The sequence below is a fragment of the Roseibium sp. 10G30-5 genome (genome assembly GCF_055809635.1).
In genome coordinates this window covers 1,510,900-1,528,141 of sequence record NZ_CM147918.1, presented here as the reverse complement: position 1 = coordinate 1,528,141, position 17,242 = coordinate 1,510,900, and the positions used below count along the sequence as shown (strand labels likewise).

Annotated in this window: 9 protein-coding genes and 1 pseudogene; 5 read left to right on the top strand and 5 right to left on the bottom strand. The window is 55.3% G+C overall.

What is annotated here, in order from left to right; translation table 11 throughout:
• Window positions 1–75: 75 nt before the first annotated feature.
• The 4 genes from AC0L7U_RS07740 to AC0L7U_RS07725 are packed head-to-tail and all read right to left on the bottom strand — an operon-like array spanning window position 76 to window position 4,079.
• Entirely contained in the window at window positions 76–765 is a 690-nt protein-coding gene (locus AC0L7U_RS07740) for an ATP-binding cassette domain-containing protein (RefSeq protein ID WP_473695089.1), read from the bottom strand.
• Complete coding sequence (locus AC0L7U_RS07735; RefSeq protein ID WP_473695087.1) at window positions 762–2,270, bottom strand: ABC transporter transmembrane domain-containing protein; 1,509 nt, start codon at window positions 2,268–2,270, stop codon at window positions 762–764. Before AC0L7U_RS07735 ends, AC0L7U_RS07740 begins: the two co-directional genes overlap by 4 nt.
• Window positions 2,267–3,202: an ATP-binding cassette domain-containing protein gene (locus AC0L7U_RS07730; protein ID WP_473695085.1), complete on the bottom strand. Its 936-nt coding sequence runs from the start codon at window positions 3,200–3,202 to the stop codon at window positions 2,267–2,269. Before AC0L7U_RS07730 ends, AC0L7U_RS07735 begins: the two co-directional genes overlap by 4 nt.
• Window positions 3,183–4,079 carry an ABC transporter transmembrane domain-containing protein gene (locus tag AC0L7U_RS07725; RefSeq protein ID WP_473695083.1) on the bottom strand — a complete coding sequence of 299 codons (897 nt, stop codon included), beginning with the start codon at window positions 4,077–4,079 and terminating at the stop codon, window positions 3,183–3,185. Before AC0L7U_RS07725 ends, AC0L7U_RS07730 begins: the two co-directional genes overlap by 20 nt.
• Before the next feature lie 271 nt (window positions 4,080–4,350).
• Here AC0L7U_RS07725 and AC0L7U_RS07720 point away from each other — a divergent pair, with 271 nt between their 5' ends.
• The 4 genes from AC0L7U_RS07720 (at window position 4,351) to AC0L7U_RS07705 (ending at window position 14,055) form a co-directional block, all read left to right on the top strand.
• Entirely contained in the window at window positions 4,351–7,647 is a 3,297-nt protein-coding gene (locus AC0L7U_RS07720; RefSeq protein ID WP_473695081.1) for a beta strand repeat-containing protein, read from the top strand.
• Window positions 7,648–7,803: 156 nt separating this feature from the next.
• Window positions 7,804–9,660: a beta strand repeat-containing protein gene (locus AC0L7U_RS07715; RefSeq protein WP_473695080.1), complete on the top strand. Its 1,857-nt coding sequence runs from the start codon at window positions 7,804–7,806 to the stop codon at window positions 9,658–9,660.
• The gene (locus AC0L7U_RS07710; RefSeq protein WP_473695078.1) at window positions 9,657–10,799 is read left to right on the top strand and encodes a cadherin repeat domain-containing protein; all 1,143 of its coding nucleotides are present in this window, start codon (window positions 9,657–9,659) and stop codon (window positions 10,797–10,799) included. Before AC0L7U_RS07715 ends, AC0L7U_RS07710 begins: the two co-directional genes overlap by 4 nt.
• Window positions 10,705–14,055 (top strand): beta strand repeat-containing protein, encoded by a 3,351-nt coding sequence (locus AC0L7U_RS07705; RefSeq protein ID WP_473695077.1) that lies wholly within the window; start codon window positions 10,705–10,707, stop codon window positions 14,053–14,055. The genes AC0L7U_RS07710 and AC0L7U_RS07705 overlap by 95 nt, the downstream gene beginning before the upstream one ends.
• Here AC0L7U_RS07705 and AC0L7U_RS07700 read toward each other — a convergent pair.
• On the bottom strand, window positions 14,045–15,481 hold the full coding sequence (locus AC0L7U_RS07700) for a TolC family outer membrane protein (RefSeq protein ID WP_473695075.1): 1,437 nt from the start codon (window positions 15,479–15,481) through the stop codon (window positions 14,045–14,047). The genes AC0L7U_RS07705 and AC0L7U_RS07700 overlap by 11 nt on opposite strands.
• Before the next feature lie 319 nt (window positions 15,482–15,800).
• Here AC0L7U_RS07700 and fumC point away from each other — a divergent pair.
• A pseudogene (gene fumC, locus AC0L7U_RS07695) lies at window positions 15,801–17,187 on the top strand (class II fumarate hydratase).
• Window positions 17,188–17,242: the final 55 nt, after the last annotated feature.

Genomic DNA, 17,242 nt, shown 5'->3' with positions numbered 1-17,242 from the left:
CTTATTTTATTTCTGGCAAAATTAATTTGAATAATTAACAATGGCATTATTTACATGATAAATTGGCGGTAAGTCTTATGCGGCAAGAACAGCATCGAGAACTTCGTTTGGCGGGCCAAAATGTGAGAGGACGCCAAGTTGCATCCGAGCCACCTGATCCGCCATGCGCATATGGCTCGGGCGATAGGTGGTCATGATGACTGTGGACTTGCCACGCACACGGTTGATCTGTTGCATCAGGAGCTTGTCACCTTCGAAATCAAGGTTTCCGGCCGGGTTGTCGAGCAGGTAGATCGGTGCGGGGCGTGTAAAGGCGCGGGCCAGGACGATGCGTTGCTTCAGGTTGTCCGGAAGCCGTGCGAGAAGATTGCCAGTCAGTCGAGTTTGAATGCCTTCCGGCAGAAGTTCCTCATAGTTATGCAGGCCGAAATTGCGGAAGAGCTCCTGTAGATCTTCATCCTTGGCTTTTGGATCAACCATGCGCATGTTCTGCGCAATCGTGCCGTAGAAGAAGTCAAAGCGTTCTGGCGCGTAGCCGATGAAACTGCGCAGTTCGCCCGGATCAAGCTGGCGAATGTCGAGCCGGTCGATGAGAACGGCGCCCATTTGAGGTTCGTACAGTCCTAGAATTGCGCGCAAGACCGTGGACTTTCCAGAGCCGCTTGGTCCTGTGATCGCCAGAACTTCGCCGCGCCCAATGTTGAATGTGACGTTTCGCAAGGCGGGTTCCTGTCGTCCGGGATAACGCAGCACCGCGCCTGTCATCCGCACATCCCCCCGCAACATCCTTTGCAGGCTGGGCAGATGGCTAAGGTTCGCGCTCCAGTTCTACCCGGAAGAGCCGGTTGATGCGTTGCAGGGTTTGCTGGGCCATAGCCGATCTGAATCAGGCTGACAAAGGTCTGGTGCATGGGGTTCAGTGCCCGCTGGGACAGGGCCATGACGGCAATCAGGGCACCGGGACTGAGTGTGCCTTCCATCACCTGCATGGCCCCGAAGCCGAGTACACAGATGCCACAGATCGTCATCAGCGTTTGCGATGTGACCTGCACGGCGGTCGAAAATTGCTGCGTCTTGAGGTTTTTCAGCACAAAATCTGCCGACATGGTGCGATAGCGCTCCAGCCAGATGCGGTCTGCGCTCAAGGAGTGGATGTCCTGATGCTTGCTCAGGGTTTCGACCATCAGGTTCTGCATCCGCGATTTGGCTTCACCGGCAATGTTGATCGTCTGGCGCACACGTGGCACCATCACCACCGCTAGAATGGTGTAAATCACCAGCAGTCCGGCTGGAATAAGCGCGAGCGGCCCGCCGATGATTGCAAGAGCCAGAATGAAGATGGTTGAGAAGGGTAGATCCACCAGTGAATTGGCCAGACTGCCCTGAAAAATGTCTCGTACACCTTCGAATTGCCGCAGCCGGTTGAGCTGTGCGCCGATGGGCGCGGAGACAGTGCGAGAGATTGGCATATGCAGGAAGTGTCGGAAGGTCGTGTTTGCAATTACGTTGTCGAGCCGCGTTCCGAAATAGGCCTGTAACTTCCCTTTTGTCTTTCGCGCGAGGATCTCCAGAAAGACGATGGCCGCAGCGCCGATCAGCAAGGTGGCAAGAACGGTCAGGGACTTGGCGGCAATCGCCTTGTCATAGATGTTCATGACGAAGAGGGGCAAGGCCAGCGCCAACAGGTTGACCAGCAATCCGGTGAAGAAGATCCCGAGCAATGTGCCTCTGAACTGGCGAGACAACCGTGACGACCAATGGGCAAACTCTGCCGTAGACGCTGTTTGTGAAACTTCCTCAAAGGAAATCAGAAATAGATCGGCACTGGAGAGGTGGCCGGCTTTGATGGTCGTAACGGTCTTGTCCTTGCCGCTGAACACAGTCACGAGGCCACCCTGCTCCCTTTCCAGGCACACCAACACATCGTCCTTTGTCGCCACCAGGCAAGGGTAGTGCTCGGGGCCAATGTCCTTGACGCGCTTGCGACTGCGCCGGGTTCGATAATTCAGCCGCGACAGGATCGAGCGTAATTCGTAGATCGTTGCGATGCTTTCCAGATGCGGCAAGGCTTCGAAAAGATGGCGCTCTGATCCATCCCAACCGAGTGCACGCAAGACCGGTACAAGGCAGTTCTCGGCAGGTGATGAGGCGGCAGATGATCCGCTGGTCTGCTGATGCAGACGGGTTTCGAGATCGCGCTGGGCCGTATCCGTTCGGCTGAAGATGCCGGCTCTGGAGGCTTCGGAATTCTGGAGTGTTTCGGACATCATGAGGCCTTGGTCTGGGCAGCGCGGGGAGAAGAAGACACGCTTGCAGAGATTGTTTTCCACTCGGGACGGTTTTGCGGTGTGGGCGGAACTTTTGAACCGGAAGTTGGGTCAGCCTCGGTCGGCTCGGGCGCAACGGGTTTCGTAAGTTCTTCTGCTGTCTCGTTTGGGACACCCGCCGCATTTGCCCCGCCCGGTGTAGGGGAAGGCGACGCTGCCGTTTTCTCGACCTTCGATAAGCGACCGTCTTCGATATTGAATTTCTGGTCGCCGATAGCCTGGAAAGACGGGCGGTGACTGACAATCACCAAAGTACATTGCCCTTTGATGAGTTTCAGCGCGTTGATCAAGGCCGTTTCGCCGGGCATATCGAGAACGCTATTCGCGTCATCAAGCAGCAGGATCTTTGGCTCCATCGCCAACGCGCGGGCAATGGCGATCCGCTGAATGAAGCTGCCGGTGACATTTTCATCTAAGCCTTCACCCAGCATGGTGTCATAGCCGCGTGGCAGCAGATGAATATCTGGCTCCAGTCCGATCAGATCCGCCGCCATACGGGCCTTTACAGGCGTTGCCCCGATACCGAAGAGGGTCAGGTTCTGCAAAATTGTTCCGGCAAGGACCTGTGCGTCCGTGCCGACATATGCGATCTGTTTGCGCAGGGCGCGGCTGTCCGGTCCAAACAGGTCGTACCCATCCAGGTCGATCTGCCCGGATTGCGGGGTAATCTCACCGGCAATCAAGCGGATCAAGGTACTGCGACCACTGCCGTCCGCGCCGGTAAAGACCACGGACGCTCCGGCCGGGATAGACAGATCGATGTTATGGATCGAGACAGCCGAACTGGCGACATTGTTCTGATAGGAAATATTTCTCAGATTTACGCTGCCGGATATGTCGATGATCTTGTCCGGGTCAGATTGGTCCGGCGGCAAGGTGAACAGGGTCGCAGCTTCCTGAGTAATCGTGCGTGATGCGCTGCATGTCGGTCCAGTGATTGATGCCCCGCAGCAAGGGTTGAACCACCTGTCCCGCAAGTAATGTGCAGGCCGCAACAGCGCCAATGCTGATACTGCCGCGAATGGCCAGAACCGCACCGACTGCGACGACGCAGAGTGTCGTGAGTGATGTGAAAAGCCCCGAAGTGTTTCGGGCATGGTTCGACAGTTCAAGATAGTCGTATACGCGCTCCGAGATTTGCCGTTGCAGCCTTTCGTAGCGGCGCAAGATGAGCGGTTCGAGGGCCAGCGATTTGATCGTTGTCATGCCGGACAGGATTTCAATGATGAAGTCGTACTTGCGCTGTTCCTGCATCGATCGCTCCGCTACCAGCTTGTTGAGCTTAGCGTTGATCGGTGCGGTGCTCAGGGCAAACAGCAGCAGCAAGATCAGGGGAACGAAGCCGACCGGACCGCCGATGACGAAAAGAACGGCCAGAAAGACCAAGCTTGCGGGAAGGTCGATCACCAGCATCCGCGCCGGACTGGCGTAATGATTGCCAAGTGATTGCAGGGCGCGGATGCAGTCCATCTGCTTGGAGACAGTTGCAGCGGACGTGTTTTCCGTACCGGATGAAAGAATCCGCTGAATGGCCTCTGTCTGAGCCTTGTGTGTGAAAGAGGCGGCCAGCCAGCCAACGATGGAAGAGCGCAAAATACGCAGGAGGCCATCAAGGATCAGGATTCCGCAAAGACCGAGGACCAGCATCAGCAAGGTATCAACGGCGCCATTCGGCAATACTCGGTCATAAACCTGCAAAATTGTCAGAGGCAGGGCCAAGCCGAGAACCGTGTTGATGACGGAAGTCAGCAAGACCTGCAAGGGCAGGGCGGGTCGCTTGACCCTCTCTCCCGTACCAGAGCGTGAGAAGCTCAGTTTTGGTAGAGTTATACTATTGATAAAATTACGTATGTAGTATAGCATAATAGTTCTCCGCTGCACACATGTTGTTCATGCGGTTCTAAAAATATCGTTTATCTGTTTTGAAATAATTGATTCACGATGTTTTTGTTTGCATTTAGAATTTTATTGTATCTTAAGGCTGCGTGACCCTTTTATTGGAGTAACTAGAAAGGGAAACGTTATGAGCACCACCGACGTTGATTCCAAAACCGCACAGAACCCGACTGCTGATCAACAACAGACCGCAGCGCCGGCCAGTGCTCCTGCTCAGAATGATGGCGGTCCCACGGTCGACGCGGATGTTGCGCGGTCTGTCGGCCAGATGAATGACGCCTACCGGCCTCAGGGCGAAAATGACTACTCGGTTGATGTCGATGCAGGTGAATCGCACGAGTCGACTGTGGCCAGTCTTTTCCAGAGCGTCCCTGAAGAGCCGGAAGGGCTTGATGCTGCCACTGAAGGCGAGCCGGATGGCAGCTTTAACGAGACCCCGGCGTCTCTTGACCAGAACGGGAATGGTCTTCCATCGGATGTAGGCGGTGCAGAAAACACCTCTGTGGCTCCGGGAGCTGATCTGGGCGGTGTGGAGACGACCGCCGCGGCTGGTGGTGATGGCGGTGTGCCTAGCGGCGATGCACCTCAGGTTGCCAGTCCAACCTTCACATTCGGCAACCTGTTGAATGACGCCGCGGGCGTGACCGCCAGTCCCTCAAGTGTGGGCGTTGGTGTTGGTGGCGGCGTGGACATTGCACTTGATGCGCCGGATGATCCGGCACCAGGCAATCTGGGCGCGGTCAGCGACGTGGATGCGACAGATAACGGGTTTTCCGAGGATGCCTCTGCTGGCACGGTCGTGGGTGTAACGGCTTTTGCTGTCGACCCTGATCCTGCTGATACCGTGACGTATTCCGTCGATGACCCACGATTTGATATTGATCCTGACACAGGCGTCATGACCGTGGCAGATGGTGCCGTCTTTGATGCAGAGACCCAGAGCAATATCCCGGTGGTCGTCACCGCAACTTCGTCTGATGGCTCTACGTCGACCGAGACCTTTGTCTTTCAGGTCGGTGACGTGAATGAATTCTCGCTGTCGCCTGTCTCCGATACGGACGCCTCTGCCAATACGGTTCTTGAGAACTCTGCCGGTGGCACGACCGTTGGCGTAACGGCTTTTGCTTCGGATAGTGACGTGTCCGATACGGTGACTTATTCGATCACCGATAGCCGCTTCGTCATCGACACCAATACGGGCGTCGTGAAATTGGCAAATGGCACAAGTCTGGATGCGGAGACAACGTCTTCGATTGATCTTGAAGTCACGGCGACGTCTTCGGATGGCACCACATCGTCGGAGACGTTCACGATCACGGTTGGCGACGATGCCAATGAGAGCGCCATCTCGCCAGTAAGCGATGTGGATGCGTCTGCGAACACGGTTCTTGAGAACTCCGTTGGTGGCACGACTGTTGGTGTGACGGCTTTTGCCTCCGATGGCGATGCCACGGATACGGTCAGCTACTCGATCACCGATGCGCGGTTCGACATCGACCCGAATACGGGTGTCGTGACGGTGGCGGATGGTGTGACACTGGATGCGGAGACAACGTCTTCGATTGATCTTGAAGTCACGGCGACGTCTTCGGACGGTACCACATCGTCGGAGACATTCACGATCACGATTGGCGACGATAACACCGAGTTCTCGGTCACTCCGGTGACGGACGTCGATGGGACTTCGAATTCGATTGCTGAGACAGCAACGGCGGGGACTGAAGTCGGAATTACGGCTCTGGCGACGGATGCTGATATCACCGACACCGTCAGCTATTCCATTGATGATGCGAGGTTTGTTGTTGACCCGACCACCGGCATCGTCAGTGTTGCAGATGGAGCGAGTTTTGATTCCACGACGGAATCCTCGATTGACGTGGTGATCACGGCGACCTCGACAGATGGGTCAACATCTGCTTCCACTTTCGCGGTGCAGGTGTTGGACGAGAACCAGCACGGCATTGGCGCGGTCTCCGATACGGACGCCTCTGCGAACACGGTTCTTGAGAACTCTGCTGGTGGTACGACTGTTGGTGTGACGGCGTTTGCGTCCGATGGCGATGCAACGGACACGGTGACCTATTCGATCACCGATGCCCGCTTCGACATTGATGCGACGACGGGTGTCGTGACGGTGGCTGATGGCGTGACACTGGATGCGGAGACAACGTCTTCGATTGATCTGGAAGTGACGGCAACGTCTTCGGACGGTACAACGTCGAGTGAGACGTTCACGATCACGGTTGGCGACGATAACACCGAGTTCTCGGTCACTCCGGTGACAGACGTCGATGCGGCGGCCAATACGGTTCTTGAGAACTCTGCCGGTGGTACAACCGTTGGTGTGACGGCTTTTGCGTCCGATGGCGATGCAACGGATACGGTCAGCTATTCGATCACCGATGCCCGCTTCGACATTGATGCGACGACGGGTGTCGTGACGGTGGCTGATGGCGTGACACTGGATGCTGAAACGACCCCATCTATTGACCTGGAAGTGACGGCAACGTCTTCGGACGGTACAACGTCGAGTGAGACGTTCACGATCACGGTTGGCGATGACACCAGTGAATTCTCACTGTCGCCTGTCTCCGATACGGACGCGTCTGCCAATACGGTTCTTGAGAACTCCGTTGGTGGCACGACCGTTGGCGTAACGGCTTTTGCTTCGGATAGTGACGTGTCCGATACGGTGGCCTATTCGATCACCGATGCGCGGTTCGACATCGATGCGACGACAGGTGTCGTGACGGTGGCTGATGGCGTGACACTGGATGCTGAAACGACTTCGTCTATTGACCTGGAAGTCACGGCAACGTCTTCGGATGGCACAACGTCGAATGAGACGTTCACGATCACGATTGGCGATGATAACACCGAATTCTCACTGTCGCCTGTCTCCGATACGGACGCGTCTGCCAATACGGTTCTTGAGAACTCTGTTGGTGGTACGACTGTTGGTGTGACGGCGTTTGCGTCCGATGGTGATGCAACGGATACGGTGACATATTCGATTACGGATGCCCGCTTCGACATTGATGCGACGACAGGTGTCGTGACGGTGGCTGATGGCGTGACACTGGATGCTGAAACGACTTCGTCTATTGACCTGGAAGTCACGGCAACGTCTTCGGATGGCACAACGTCGAGTGAGACGTTCACGATCACGATTGGCGATGATAACACCGAATTCTCACTGTCGCCTGTCTCCGATACGGACGCGTCTGCCAATACGGTTCTTGAGAACTCTGTTGGTGGTACGACTGTTGGTGTGACGGCGTTTGCGTCCGATGGCGATGCAACGGATACGGTGACATATTCGATTACGGATGCCCGCTTCGACATCGATGCGACGACAGGTGTCGTGACGGTGGCTGATGGCGTGACACTGGATGCTGAAACGACTTCGTCTATTGACCTGTAAGTCACGGCAACGTCTTCGGATGGCACAACGTCGAGTGAGACGTTCACGATCACGATTGGCGATGATAACACCGAATTCTCACTGTCGCCTGTCTCCGATACGGACGCGTCTGCCAATACGGTTCTTGAGAACTCTGTTGGTGGTACGACCGTTGGTGTGACGGCTTTTGCGTCCGATGGCGATGCAACGGATACGGTCAGCTATTCGATCACCGATGCCCGCTTCGACATTGATGCGACGACAGGTGTCGTGACGGTGGCTGATGGCGTGACACTGGATGCTGAAACGACCCCATCTATTGACCTTGAAGTGACGGCAACGTCTTCGGACGGTACAACGTCGAGTGAGACGTTCACGATCACGGTTGGCGATGACACCAGTGAATTCTCACTGTCGCCTGTCTCCGATACGGACGCGTCTGCCAATACGGTTCTTGAGAACTCCGTTGGTGGCACGACCGTTGGCGTAACGGCTTTTGCTTCGGATAGTGACGTGTCCGATACGGTGGCCTATTCGATCACCGATGCGCGGTTCGACATCGATGCGACGACAGGTGTCGTGACGGTGGCTGATGGCGTGACACTGGATGCTGAAACGACTTCGTCTATTGACCTGGAAGTCACGGCAACGTCTTCGGATGGCACAACGTCGAATGAGACGTTCACGATCACGATTGGCGATGATAACACCGAATTCTCACTGTCGCCTGTCTCCGATACGGACGCGTCTGCCAATACGGTTCTTGAGAACTCTGTTGGTGGTACGACTGTTGGTGTGACGGCGTTTGCGTCCGATGGTGATGCAACGGATACGGTGACATATTCGATTACGGATGCCCGCTTCGACATTGATGCGACGACAGGTGTCGTGACGGTGGCTGATGGCGTGACACTGGATGCTGAAACGACTTCGTCTATTGACCTGCAAGTCACGGCAACGTCTTCGGATGGCACAACGTCGAGTGAGACGTTTACGATTACCATTGCAGATGACACCACCGAGTTCTCGGTCACTCCGGTGACCGACGTTGACGCCTCTGCCAATACGGTTCTTGAGAACTCTGCCGGTGGCACGACCGTTGGCGTAACGGCTTTTGCTTCGGATAGTGACGTGTCCGATACGGTGACTTATTCGATCACCGATAGCCGCTTCGTCATCGACACCAATACGGGCGTCGTGAAATTGGCAAATGGCACAAGTCTGGATGCGGAGACAACGTCTTCGATTGATCTTGAAGTCACGGCGACGTCTTCGGATGGCACCACATCGTCGGAGACGTTCACGATCACGGTTGGCGACGATGCCAATGAGAGCGCCATCTCGCCAGTAAGCGATGTGGATGCGTCTGCGAACACGGTTCTTGAGAACTCCGTTGGTGGCACGACTGTTGGTGTGACGGCTTTTGCCTCCGATGGCGATGCCACGGATACGGTCAGCTACTCGATCACCGATGCGCGGTTCGACATTGATGCGACGACGGGTGTCGTGACGGTGGCTGATGGCGTGACACTGGATGCTGAAACGACCTCATCTATTGATCTTGAAGTCACGGCGACGTCGACGGATGGCACCACATCGTCGGAGACCTTCACGATCACGGTTGGCGACGATAACACCGAGTTCTCGATCACTCCGGTGACAGACGTCGATGCGTCTGCCAATATGGTTCTTGAGAACTCTGCCGGTGGTACGACTGTTGGTGTGACGGCCTTTGCCTCGGATGGCGATGCAACGGACACGGTGACCTATTCGATCACCGATGCCCGCTTCGACATCGATGCGACGACGGGTGTCGTGACGGTGGCTGATGGCGTGACACTGGATGCGGAGACAACGTCTTCGATTGACCTGAAGTCACGGCGACGTCTTCGGACGGTACAACGTCGAGTGAGACGTTCACGATTACGATTGGCGATGATGCCAATGAGAGCGCCATCTCGCCTGTCTCCGATACGGACGCGTCTGCTAATACGGTTCTTGAGAACTCTGCCGGTGGCACAACTGTTGGTGTGACGGCCTTTGCCTCGGATGGAGACACGGCCGATACGGTCAGCTATTCGATCACCGATGCGCGGTTCGACATCGATGCGACGACGGGTGTCGTGACGGTGGCTGATGGTGTGACACTGGATGCGGAGACAACGTCTTCGATTGATCTTGAAGTGACGGCAACGTCTTCGGACGGTACCACATCATCGGAGACGTTCACGATCACGGTTGGCGATGACACCACCGAGTTCTCGGTCACTCCGGTGACGGATGTAGATGCCTCTGCGAACACGGTTCTTGAAAACTCTACTGGTGGCACGACTGTTGGTGTGACGGCGTTTGCCTTCGATGGCGATGCCACGGATACGGTGACCTATTCGATCACCGATGCCCGCTTCGACATTGACCCGAATACGGGTGTCGTCACGGTGGCTGATGGCGTGACTCTGGATGCGGAGACGGCCTCGTCTATCGATCTTGAAGTCACGGCAACGTCTTCGGACGGTACAACATCGAGTGAGACGTTCACGATCACGGTTGGCGATGACACCAGTGAATTCTCGCTGTCGCCTGTCTCCGATACGGACGCGTCTGCGAACACGGTTCTTGAGAACTCTGCCGGTGGCACGACTGTTGGCGTGACGGCGTTTGCCTCGGATGGCGATGCCACGGATACGGTCAGCTACTCGATCACCGATGCGCGGTTCGACATTGATGCGACGACGGGTGTCGTGACGGTGGCTGATGGTGTGACACTGGATGCGGAGACAACGTCTTCGATTGACCTGGAAGTCACGGCGACGTCTTCGGACGGCACAACGTCGAGTGAGACGTTCACGATCACGGTTGGTGATGACACCACCGAGTTCTCGGTCACGCCGGTGACCGACGTCGATGCGGCGGCCAATCTTGTTGCGGAAAACAGTGCTGCGGGAACTCTTGTTGGTGTGACGGCTTTTGCCTCCGATGGCGATGCGACAGACACTGTCACCTATTCGATCAGCGACAGTCGCTTTGTGATCGACGCAAACACTGGCGTTGTGACGGTCGCAGCCGGAGCGGGCTTGAATGCGGAAGCTACACCGACCATTGACCTTGGAAGTGACGGCGACGTCGACGGATGGGTCGACCTCGAGCGAGACCTTCACCATCACATTGAGTGATGAGAATGAGTTCTCGGTCGGGCCTATTTCCGACACGGATGCGACCGCCAATACGGTGATCGAGAATTCTGCAGCCGGGACCACGGTCGGCATCACCGCCTTTGCCAATGACGCGGATTTGACGGATAGTGTCAGTTACTCGATCAACGACAGCCGATTTGACATTGATGCCGATACTGGTGTGATTACGGTGGCGGACGGTGCGACGCTGGACGCCGAGACAACCCCGACGATCAGTGTTCAGGTGACGGCAACGTCAACCGATGGCTCAACGACAACACGCAGTTTCACCGTGACGGTTGGCGATGACGCCAGTGAATTCTCTGTTGGGCCGGTCTCTGATGTCAATGCGGCGGCGAATATCGTGGCTGAGAATGCCGGTGCCGGTGTTCTGGTTGGGGTGACGGCTTTTGCCTCCGATGCAGATGCCTCCGACACGGTCACTTATTCCATTACCGACAGCCGCTTTGTCATTGATGCTGATACGGGTGTCGTTCGGGTAGCAAGTGGTGCGACGCTGGATGCGGAAACGACGCCGACAATCGATCTTGATGTGACGGCAACATCGAGTGACGGGTCGACCTCGGTCGGAACTTTCACCATCACGTTGGCGGATGACAATACGGAGTTTTCCATCTCTCCGGTTGCCGATGTGGACGGGACAGCCAATTTCGTCAAGGAAGGCGTTGTTGCGGGCACCGTGGTGGGAATCACGGCGTTTGCTTCGGATGCGGATGCGTCCGATACTGTTACCTATTCGATCACGGACAACCGTTTCCAGATTGATGCCGATACCGGAGTGGTGACGGTGGCAAATGGTGCGGCGCTGAACGCCGAGGCCATGTCCTCGATTGATCTGGAAGTGACGGCCACCTCTTCGGATGGATCGTCTTCGTCCGAGACCTTCACCATTGCGATCGGAGATGACAATACCGAGTTCTCGGTCACTCCGGTGACAGACGTCGATGTGGCGGCCAACAGCGTTCTTGAAAACTCTGTCGCTGGCACAACGGTTGGCGTGACGGCGTTTGCCTCGGATGGCGATGTCTCGGATACGGTCAGTTATTCGATCACAGATACCCGCTTTGTCATTGATGCGAATACGGGTGTCGTTACGGTTGCTAATGGTACTGTTCTGGATGCAGAGATCACTCCGTCGATCGATCTGGAGGTCACGGCGACTTCCACAGATGGGTCGTCATCCACTGAGACGTTCACGATCAGCATTGGCGACGACAACACAGAGTTTTCGGTCAGTGCTGTCACGGATGTGGATTTCACCGACAACACTTTCGTTGAAAACGATGGTGCCGGGACTGCGGTTGGTCTGACGGCGTTTGCGTCTGACGGCGACGTGTCGGATACGGTGACCTATTCGGTCAATGATGCCCGCTTTGATATTGATCCCAATACGGGTGTTGTCACGACAGCCGATGGCGCGACGTTTGATTTCGACACGGAAAGCTCCATTGACCTGGTGGTCACGGCTACGTCGTCTGATGGATCCACATCGTCTGAAACGTTCACGTTGAATGTTCAGCAGCAGGACTATGCGCCGGACCTTGTCGTCGGGGCGTCGTTGAGCAACTACAATTATGTCAGCAATGGCAGCTTCGAAAACTTTACCTCGTCCGGTAAGGAATATGGGTCAGGTGATGCCATCTGGTATGGCGATGCCCATGTGAATTCCTGGGTCACCCATCATGCGGATATTCATTCGAGTGGCTGGGACAACAATCTTGGGACGACCGATGGGGATTATCGCCTGGATCTGGCTGATGATCATACCAACGGCTGGGCGTACCAGGATGTTCAGGGGCTGGCGAGTGGGGAAACCTACTCTCTCTCGGTGGATCTGCGTCACCGCGGCGACGCGGGCGATTCCATTGTTCAGATCTACTGGGGTGGTGCTGTGGTTGCGACCATTGATCCGCAGGATCAGGGTCTTGATTGGAACACCTATTCCTTCGATCTCGTCGCTGGTGCAGGCGATGGCTCCGATCGCTTGGGCTTTCTGGAGTTGGGTACCGATAATATGAAAGGCACCCAGATCGACAACGTCCGCATGACAGATGCGGATGCGGCGATCGTTGTGGCGGAAAATCAGGAGGGCGTCGAACTGGTTGCACTGACTGTCACAGACCAGAATGTCGATGACACGCAAAGCTTTACCATTTCGGATGCACGGTTCGAAGTGGTCAGCAATGGCAGCGACTACCTGTTGAAACTGAAAGACGGTGTTTCACTTGATTATGAAACGGAGACGAGTGTCACCGTCAACGTAACTGTAACCGACAGCACTGGTCTGACCGATACCGAAAGCATTATTGTTCAGGTTGCCAATATCGAGGCCGAGAACGTCATCATCGGGACGGAGGAAGCAATTTATGCAGGTGTTTCCGGGAATCTGGATGCCAGCAATATCCTGAACCTCAATGCAATCGCTGACGTTGATATATTTTCCTATCAGTCAGGCGAGGGGCTTGTGAGCAATCTGCTTGACTACACGTTCAATGGTCTGCTGGGCTCTGTTGCGCGGCATGCCAATGGCTATTCTGATTGGGGCGTTATCAACTTCCATGAGGATCTGGAGTCAGCGACGATTACCGTGTCGGGCCTGTCGAGCACGGAATCTGGACATTGGTATGCTTATGATGATGGTGTTTTGGTCGGGACGGGCCAGTTCTCGGGCTCGCTCCTGGCGCTGACACCGACGGATGTTGATATTGATGTCGGGGCTGTCTTTGATGAGATCCATCTGTCGGCCGACCTGACTTCTGGTCTCGTCTACTCGAACTATAATCTCACCGATATTCTTTATACCGGTGCGAATATCAGCATCGGCGGGAATGATACACTTGTTGGTGCCGGGACAGACGATCAGATCTATGGCCTGTCGGGATCGGATACGCTTTATGGTATGGGCGGAGACGATTTGCTGGTCGGTGGGGCCCGTGACGATACGATGTATGGTGGTGATGGCTCCGATCTGTTCCTCTACAATGTTGGCGACGGTCATGACACGATCGTGGGTGGTGCCGGCGGTGGATGGACAGATGTGATCGAACTGCATGATGGAACACAGGCCGTGGGTGAGTATGGCACGGACTGGACCGTTGTTCTGGATAGCGGAACGATTGACAACGTCGATGTCGCCAATGGCTCGATCGACCTGTCGGATGATGCGTCCGGTCACATCGACATGAGCGATGGTGGACGGATCGACTTTTCCGAGATCGAGCACATCACTTTCTGAGCTCGATCTTTGCATTCTTCTCGGGAAGGGAGACCAGAAAGGTTTCCGTTTCCGAGGGGGGCATGCGCAGTGTCCAGGTGCTGAATGTTGGAATGATACGGGTCGGACTGACCGGAACCTTTTCCATGATACCAAAGTGATGGGGCGCCAGTCGCCCCATCGTTGCGAGCAAGAAGAACCGGGCGATCAGGGCGTCATAGCGCGCGCTGTGATAGCTGATGTTGGAGTTGACCAGTTCGCGCTGGCCATTAAGAACGTCAAGCAGGGATCGTTGACCGCCTTGATACTCTACCTGAAGTCCCTTCGCCGTGCGGGCGTTGGCGGAAATGGCATCCGAGGTCGATTGCACCCGACGTGCCGCTGCTTTTTCCTGCTGGTAAGCGCGCGTTATGCCTTCACGAATGTTCTGACGGGCATCATCGAGTGTGTAGTCCGCTTGACTGGCCGAGAAATGGGCTTTGCGAATGGCCGCAACGTCCCGTCCGCCTGAAAACAGTGGTGCGGTCACACGCAAGCCAATGCGAAAATCCTCAACGTCCTGATTGCCCAAATTGCCTCGATAGCCGGTTTGATAGGAGCTTTCGAGTGTCACATCGGGCAAGGCATCGCCGACAGCGGCACGTGCGGCATAATGAGCCGCCCGGGCGTTGGCGACTGCCGTGCGAATGGACGGATTGTTGATGAAGGCGATCTTGATTGCTTCATTCATCGAGTTGGGCATCAGGCCCTTGGGGATGCCCGGCCAGCCCATGCGGGGGCTGGGCTTTTGTCCTGTCAGGCGTTCATACAGCGCGCGCGACGCCTCAAGCTGGCCTACAGCCTGCTCATAGTTGCCTTGCGCTTCCGACATGCGTGCCATGGTTTGTGAAATATCGGTGCGGGTGGTGTCTCCCGATTTGTACCGGGCCCGCACGGCGTCGACTTCTTTTTGCACCAGACCCCGGTAGATTTTCAGGCTGTTCAGGATCGCCCGGTCCCGTACCACGCTTAAATAAGCATCGGCAGTATTGTACATCAACGTCTGTTCGGCTCCGAGTAGCTGATTGCGTCCGGAGATCGATTGTTCGTGCGCCTGGTTCAGGCGATTGACCCCCGCCATACCCTGAAACAACGTCTGACTGACATTGAGCTGAAACCCCTGAAACGCCGAGCGATCGCTGGTGCCGGAGCGTGGACGGTCAAATGCATTGTTTTCGAGGACATAGCTGCCCGTCACGGTGGGCAGAAAGGCCGAGCGGGCTGTCCAGACATCCTGATTTGTCGCTTTGTAGCGATTGCGTTCCGCCTTCAACGACGGGCTGATGCTGTAGGCTTGCTTCATCGCATCCTCCAGCGTTTGGGCCGAAGCACACGCAATGAATGACATGCAGCCAAGGGACAAAATGGATGTTTTAAAGATAAATGATTTGAATTTTTCTCTAATCATTGTCATTTTCTACATGCATTGAACATATGTTTAGTTTAAATATTCATCATTAATATTGTTATAATGATAAATATTGTCAATATTGTCTATTAACTGCTTTAATTTTTACTGTAAAAACTAACAGTATTCTGCTCTTTCGATTGCGTCTGACGCTTCCTATATGAAACTGGTCGGATCATTAAATCCGAACGACATTCTTGTTTTCCTGTGTCAGAAAGGTCGTAGCTGCTGGCAGCCATATTTGTTTTCCTCCCCGGAAGATCGCTGCATCAGGCCAACTCCAAACGACATTGCTCACACGGCTATATGGAGGCTCTCAATGCGCAAAGAGACGGATGGAATCGGTGAAATCGAAGTGCCGGATGACAAATATTGGGGCGCTCAGACGCAACGGTCCCTGACGTATTTCTCGATTGGCAAGGACATCGTCCCCATCGAGCTGATCCATGCCTACGGCATCTTGAAAAAGGCCGCGGCGCGGACGAATGAAGACCTTGGTCTGCTGGACGCTGACGTTGCCAAGCTTGTTGTCTCTGCTGCGAATGAGATCATCGAAGGCAAGCTTGATGAGCATTTCCCGTTGCACGTCTGGATGACTGGCAGCGGTACCCAGTCCAACATGAACGTCAATGAAGTTATTTCAAACCGCGCCATCGAGATGGCGGGTGGCACACTTGGCAGCAAGTCGCCGGTGCATCCCAATGACCATGTGAATATGTCTCAATCGTCGAATGATACCTATCCGACGGCCATGCATATGTCGGCAGCGCTACAGACGGCCCGCCATCTGCTGCCGTCTGCCAGGTATTTGCGCGAAAAGCTGGATGCCAAGGCCAAGGCGCTAGGACAAGATTATCAAGATTGGCCGCACCCATATGCAGGATGCGACGCCATTGACCTTGGGTCAGGAGCTCTCTGGCTACGTTCATATGCTGGATGAGGATATTGCGCGTATCGAGTATGCGCTGGGCGATGTTTACAAGTTGGCACTGGGGGGCACGGCTGTTGGCACAGGCATCAATACCCATCCGGAATTCGCCGTGCGGTCCGCCAAGCATATCGCCGAATTGACCGAGCTGCCATTTGTCACTGCGCCCAATAAGTTCGCGGTGCAAGGCGCACACAATGCGCTGGTCATGCTGTCAGGCGCGCAGAAGTCGCTTGCTAGTTCGCTCTACAAAATCGCCAATGACATTCGCCTGCTGTCTTGCGGCCCACGCTGTGGTTTGAATGAGTTGGTTCTGCCTGCGAACGAACCCGGCTCCTCAATCATGCCCGGCAAGGTCAATCCGACTCAGTGTGAGGCACTGGCGATGATCGGCATTCAGGTCTTTGGCAATGATGTGGTGGTTGGCATGGCCAGCAGCGGCGGCTTTCTGGAGATGAATGTCTATAAGCCGGTCATGATCAACGCCATTCTCCAGTCTGGCAATATCATGGCTGACGGCTGCCGAAACTTTGCCGACTTCCTTGTTGAGGGCATGGAAGCCAACGAGCAACAGATCGCAACCTACCTTGAAAATTCGCTGATGTTGGTGACGGCTCTGAGTCCGGTCATCGGCTACGACAAGGCCAGTGAAGTGGCGCATAAGGCCCACGAAGACGGCAAGACGCTGCGCGAAGTCTGTCTTGAACTGGGGTATGTGTCGGAAGAGGATTTTGATCGGGTGGTCGATCCTGCAAAAATGATTGGCTCCAGCCTCTGACGCGCAGATCCTGACAGGCTCCGGTGTTATGATCTCGCCGGTCTCGCTGATGCAG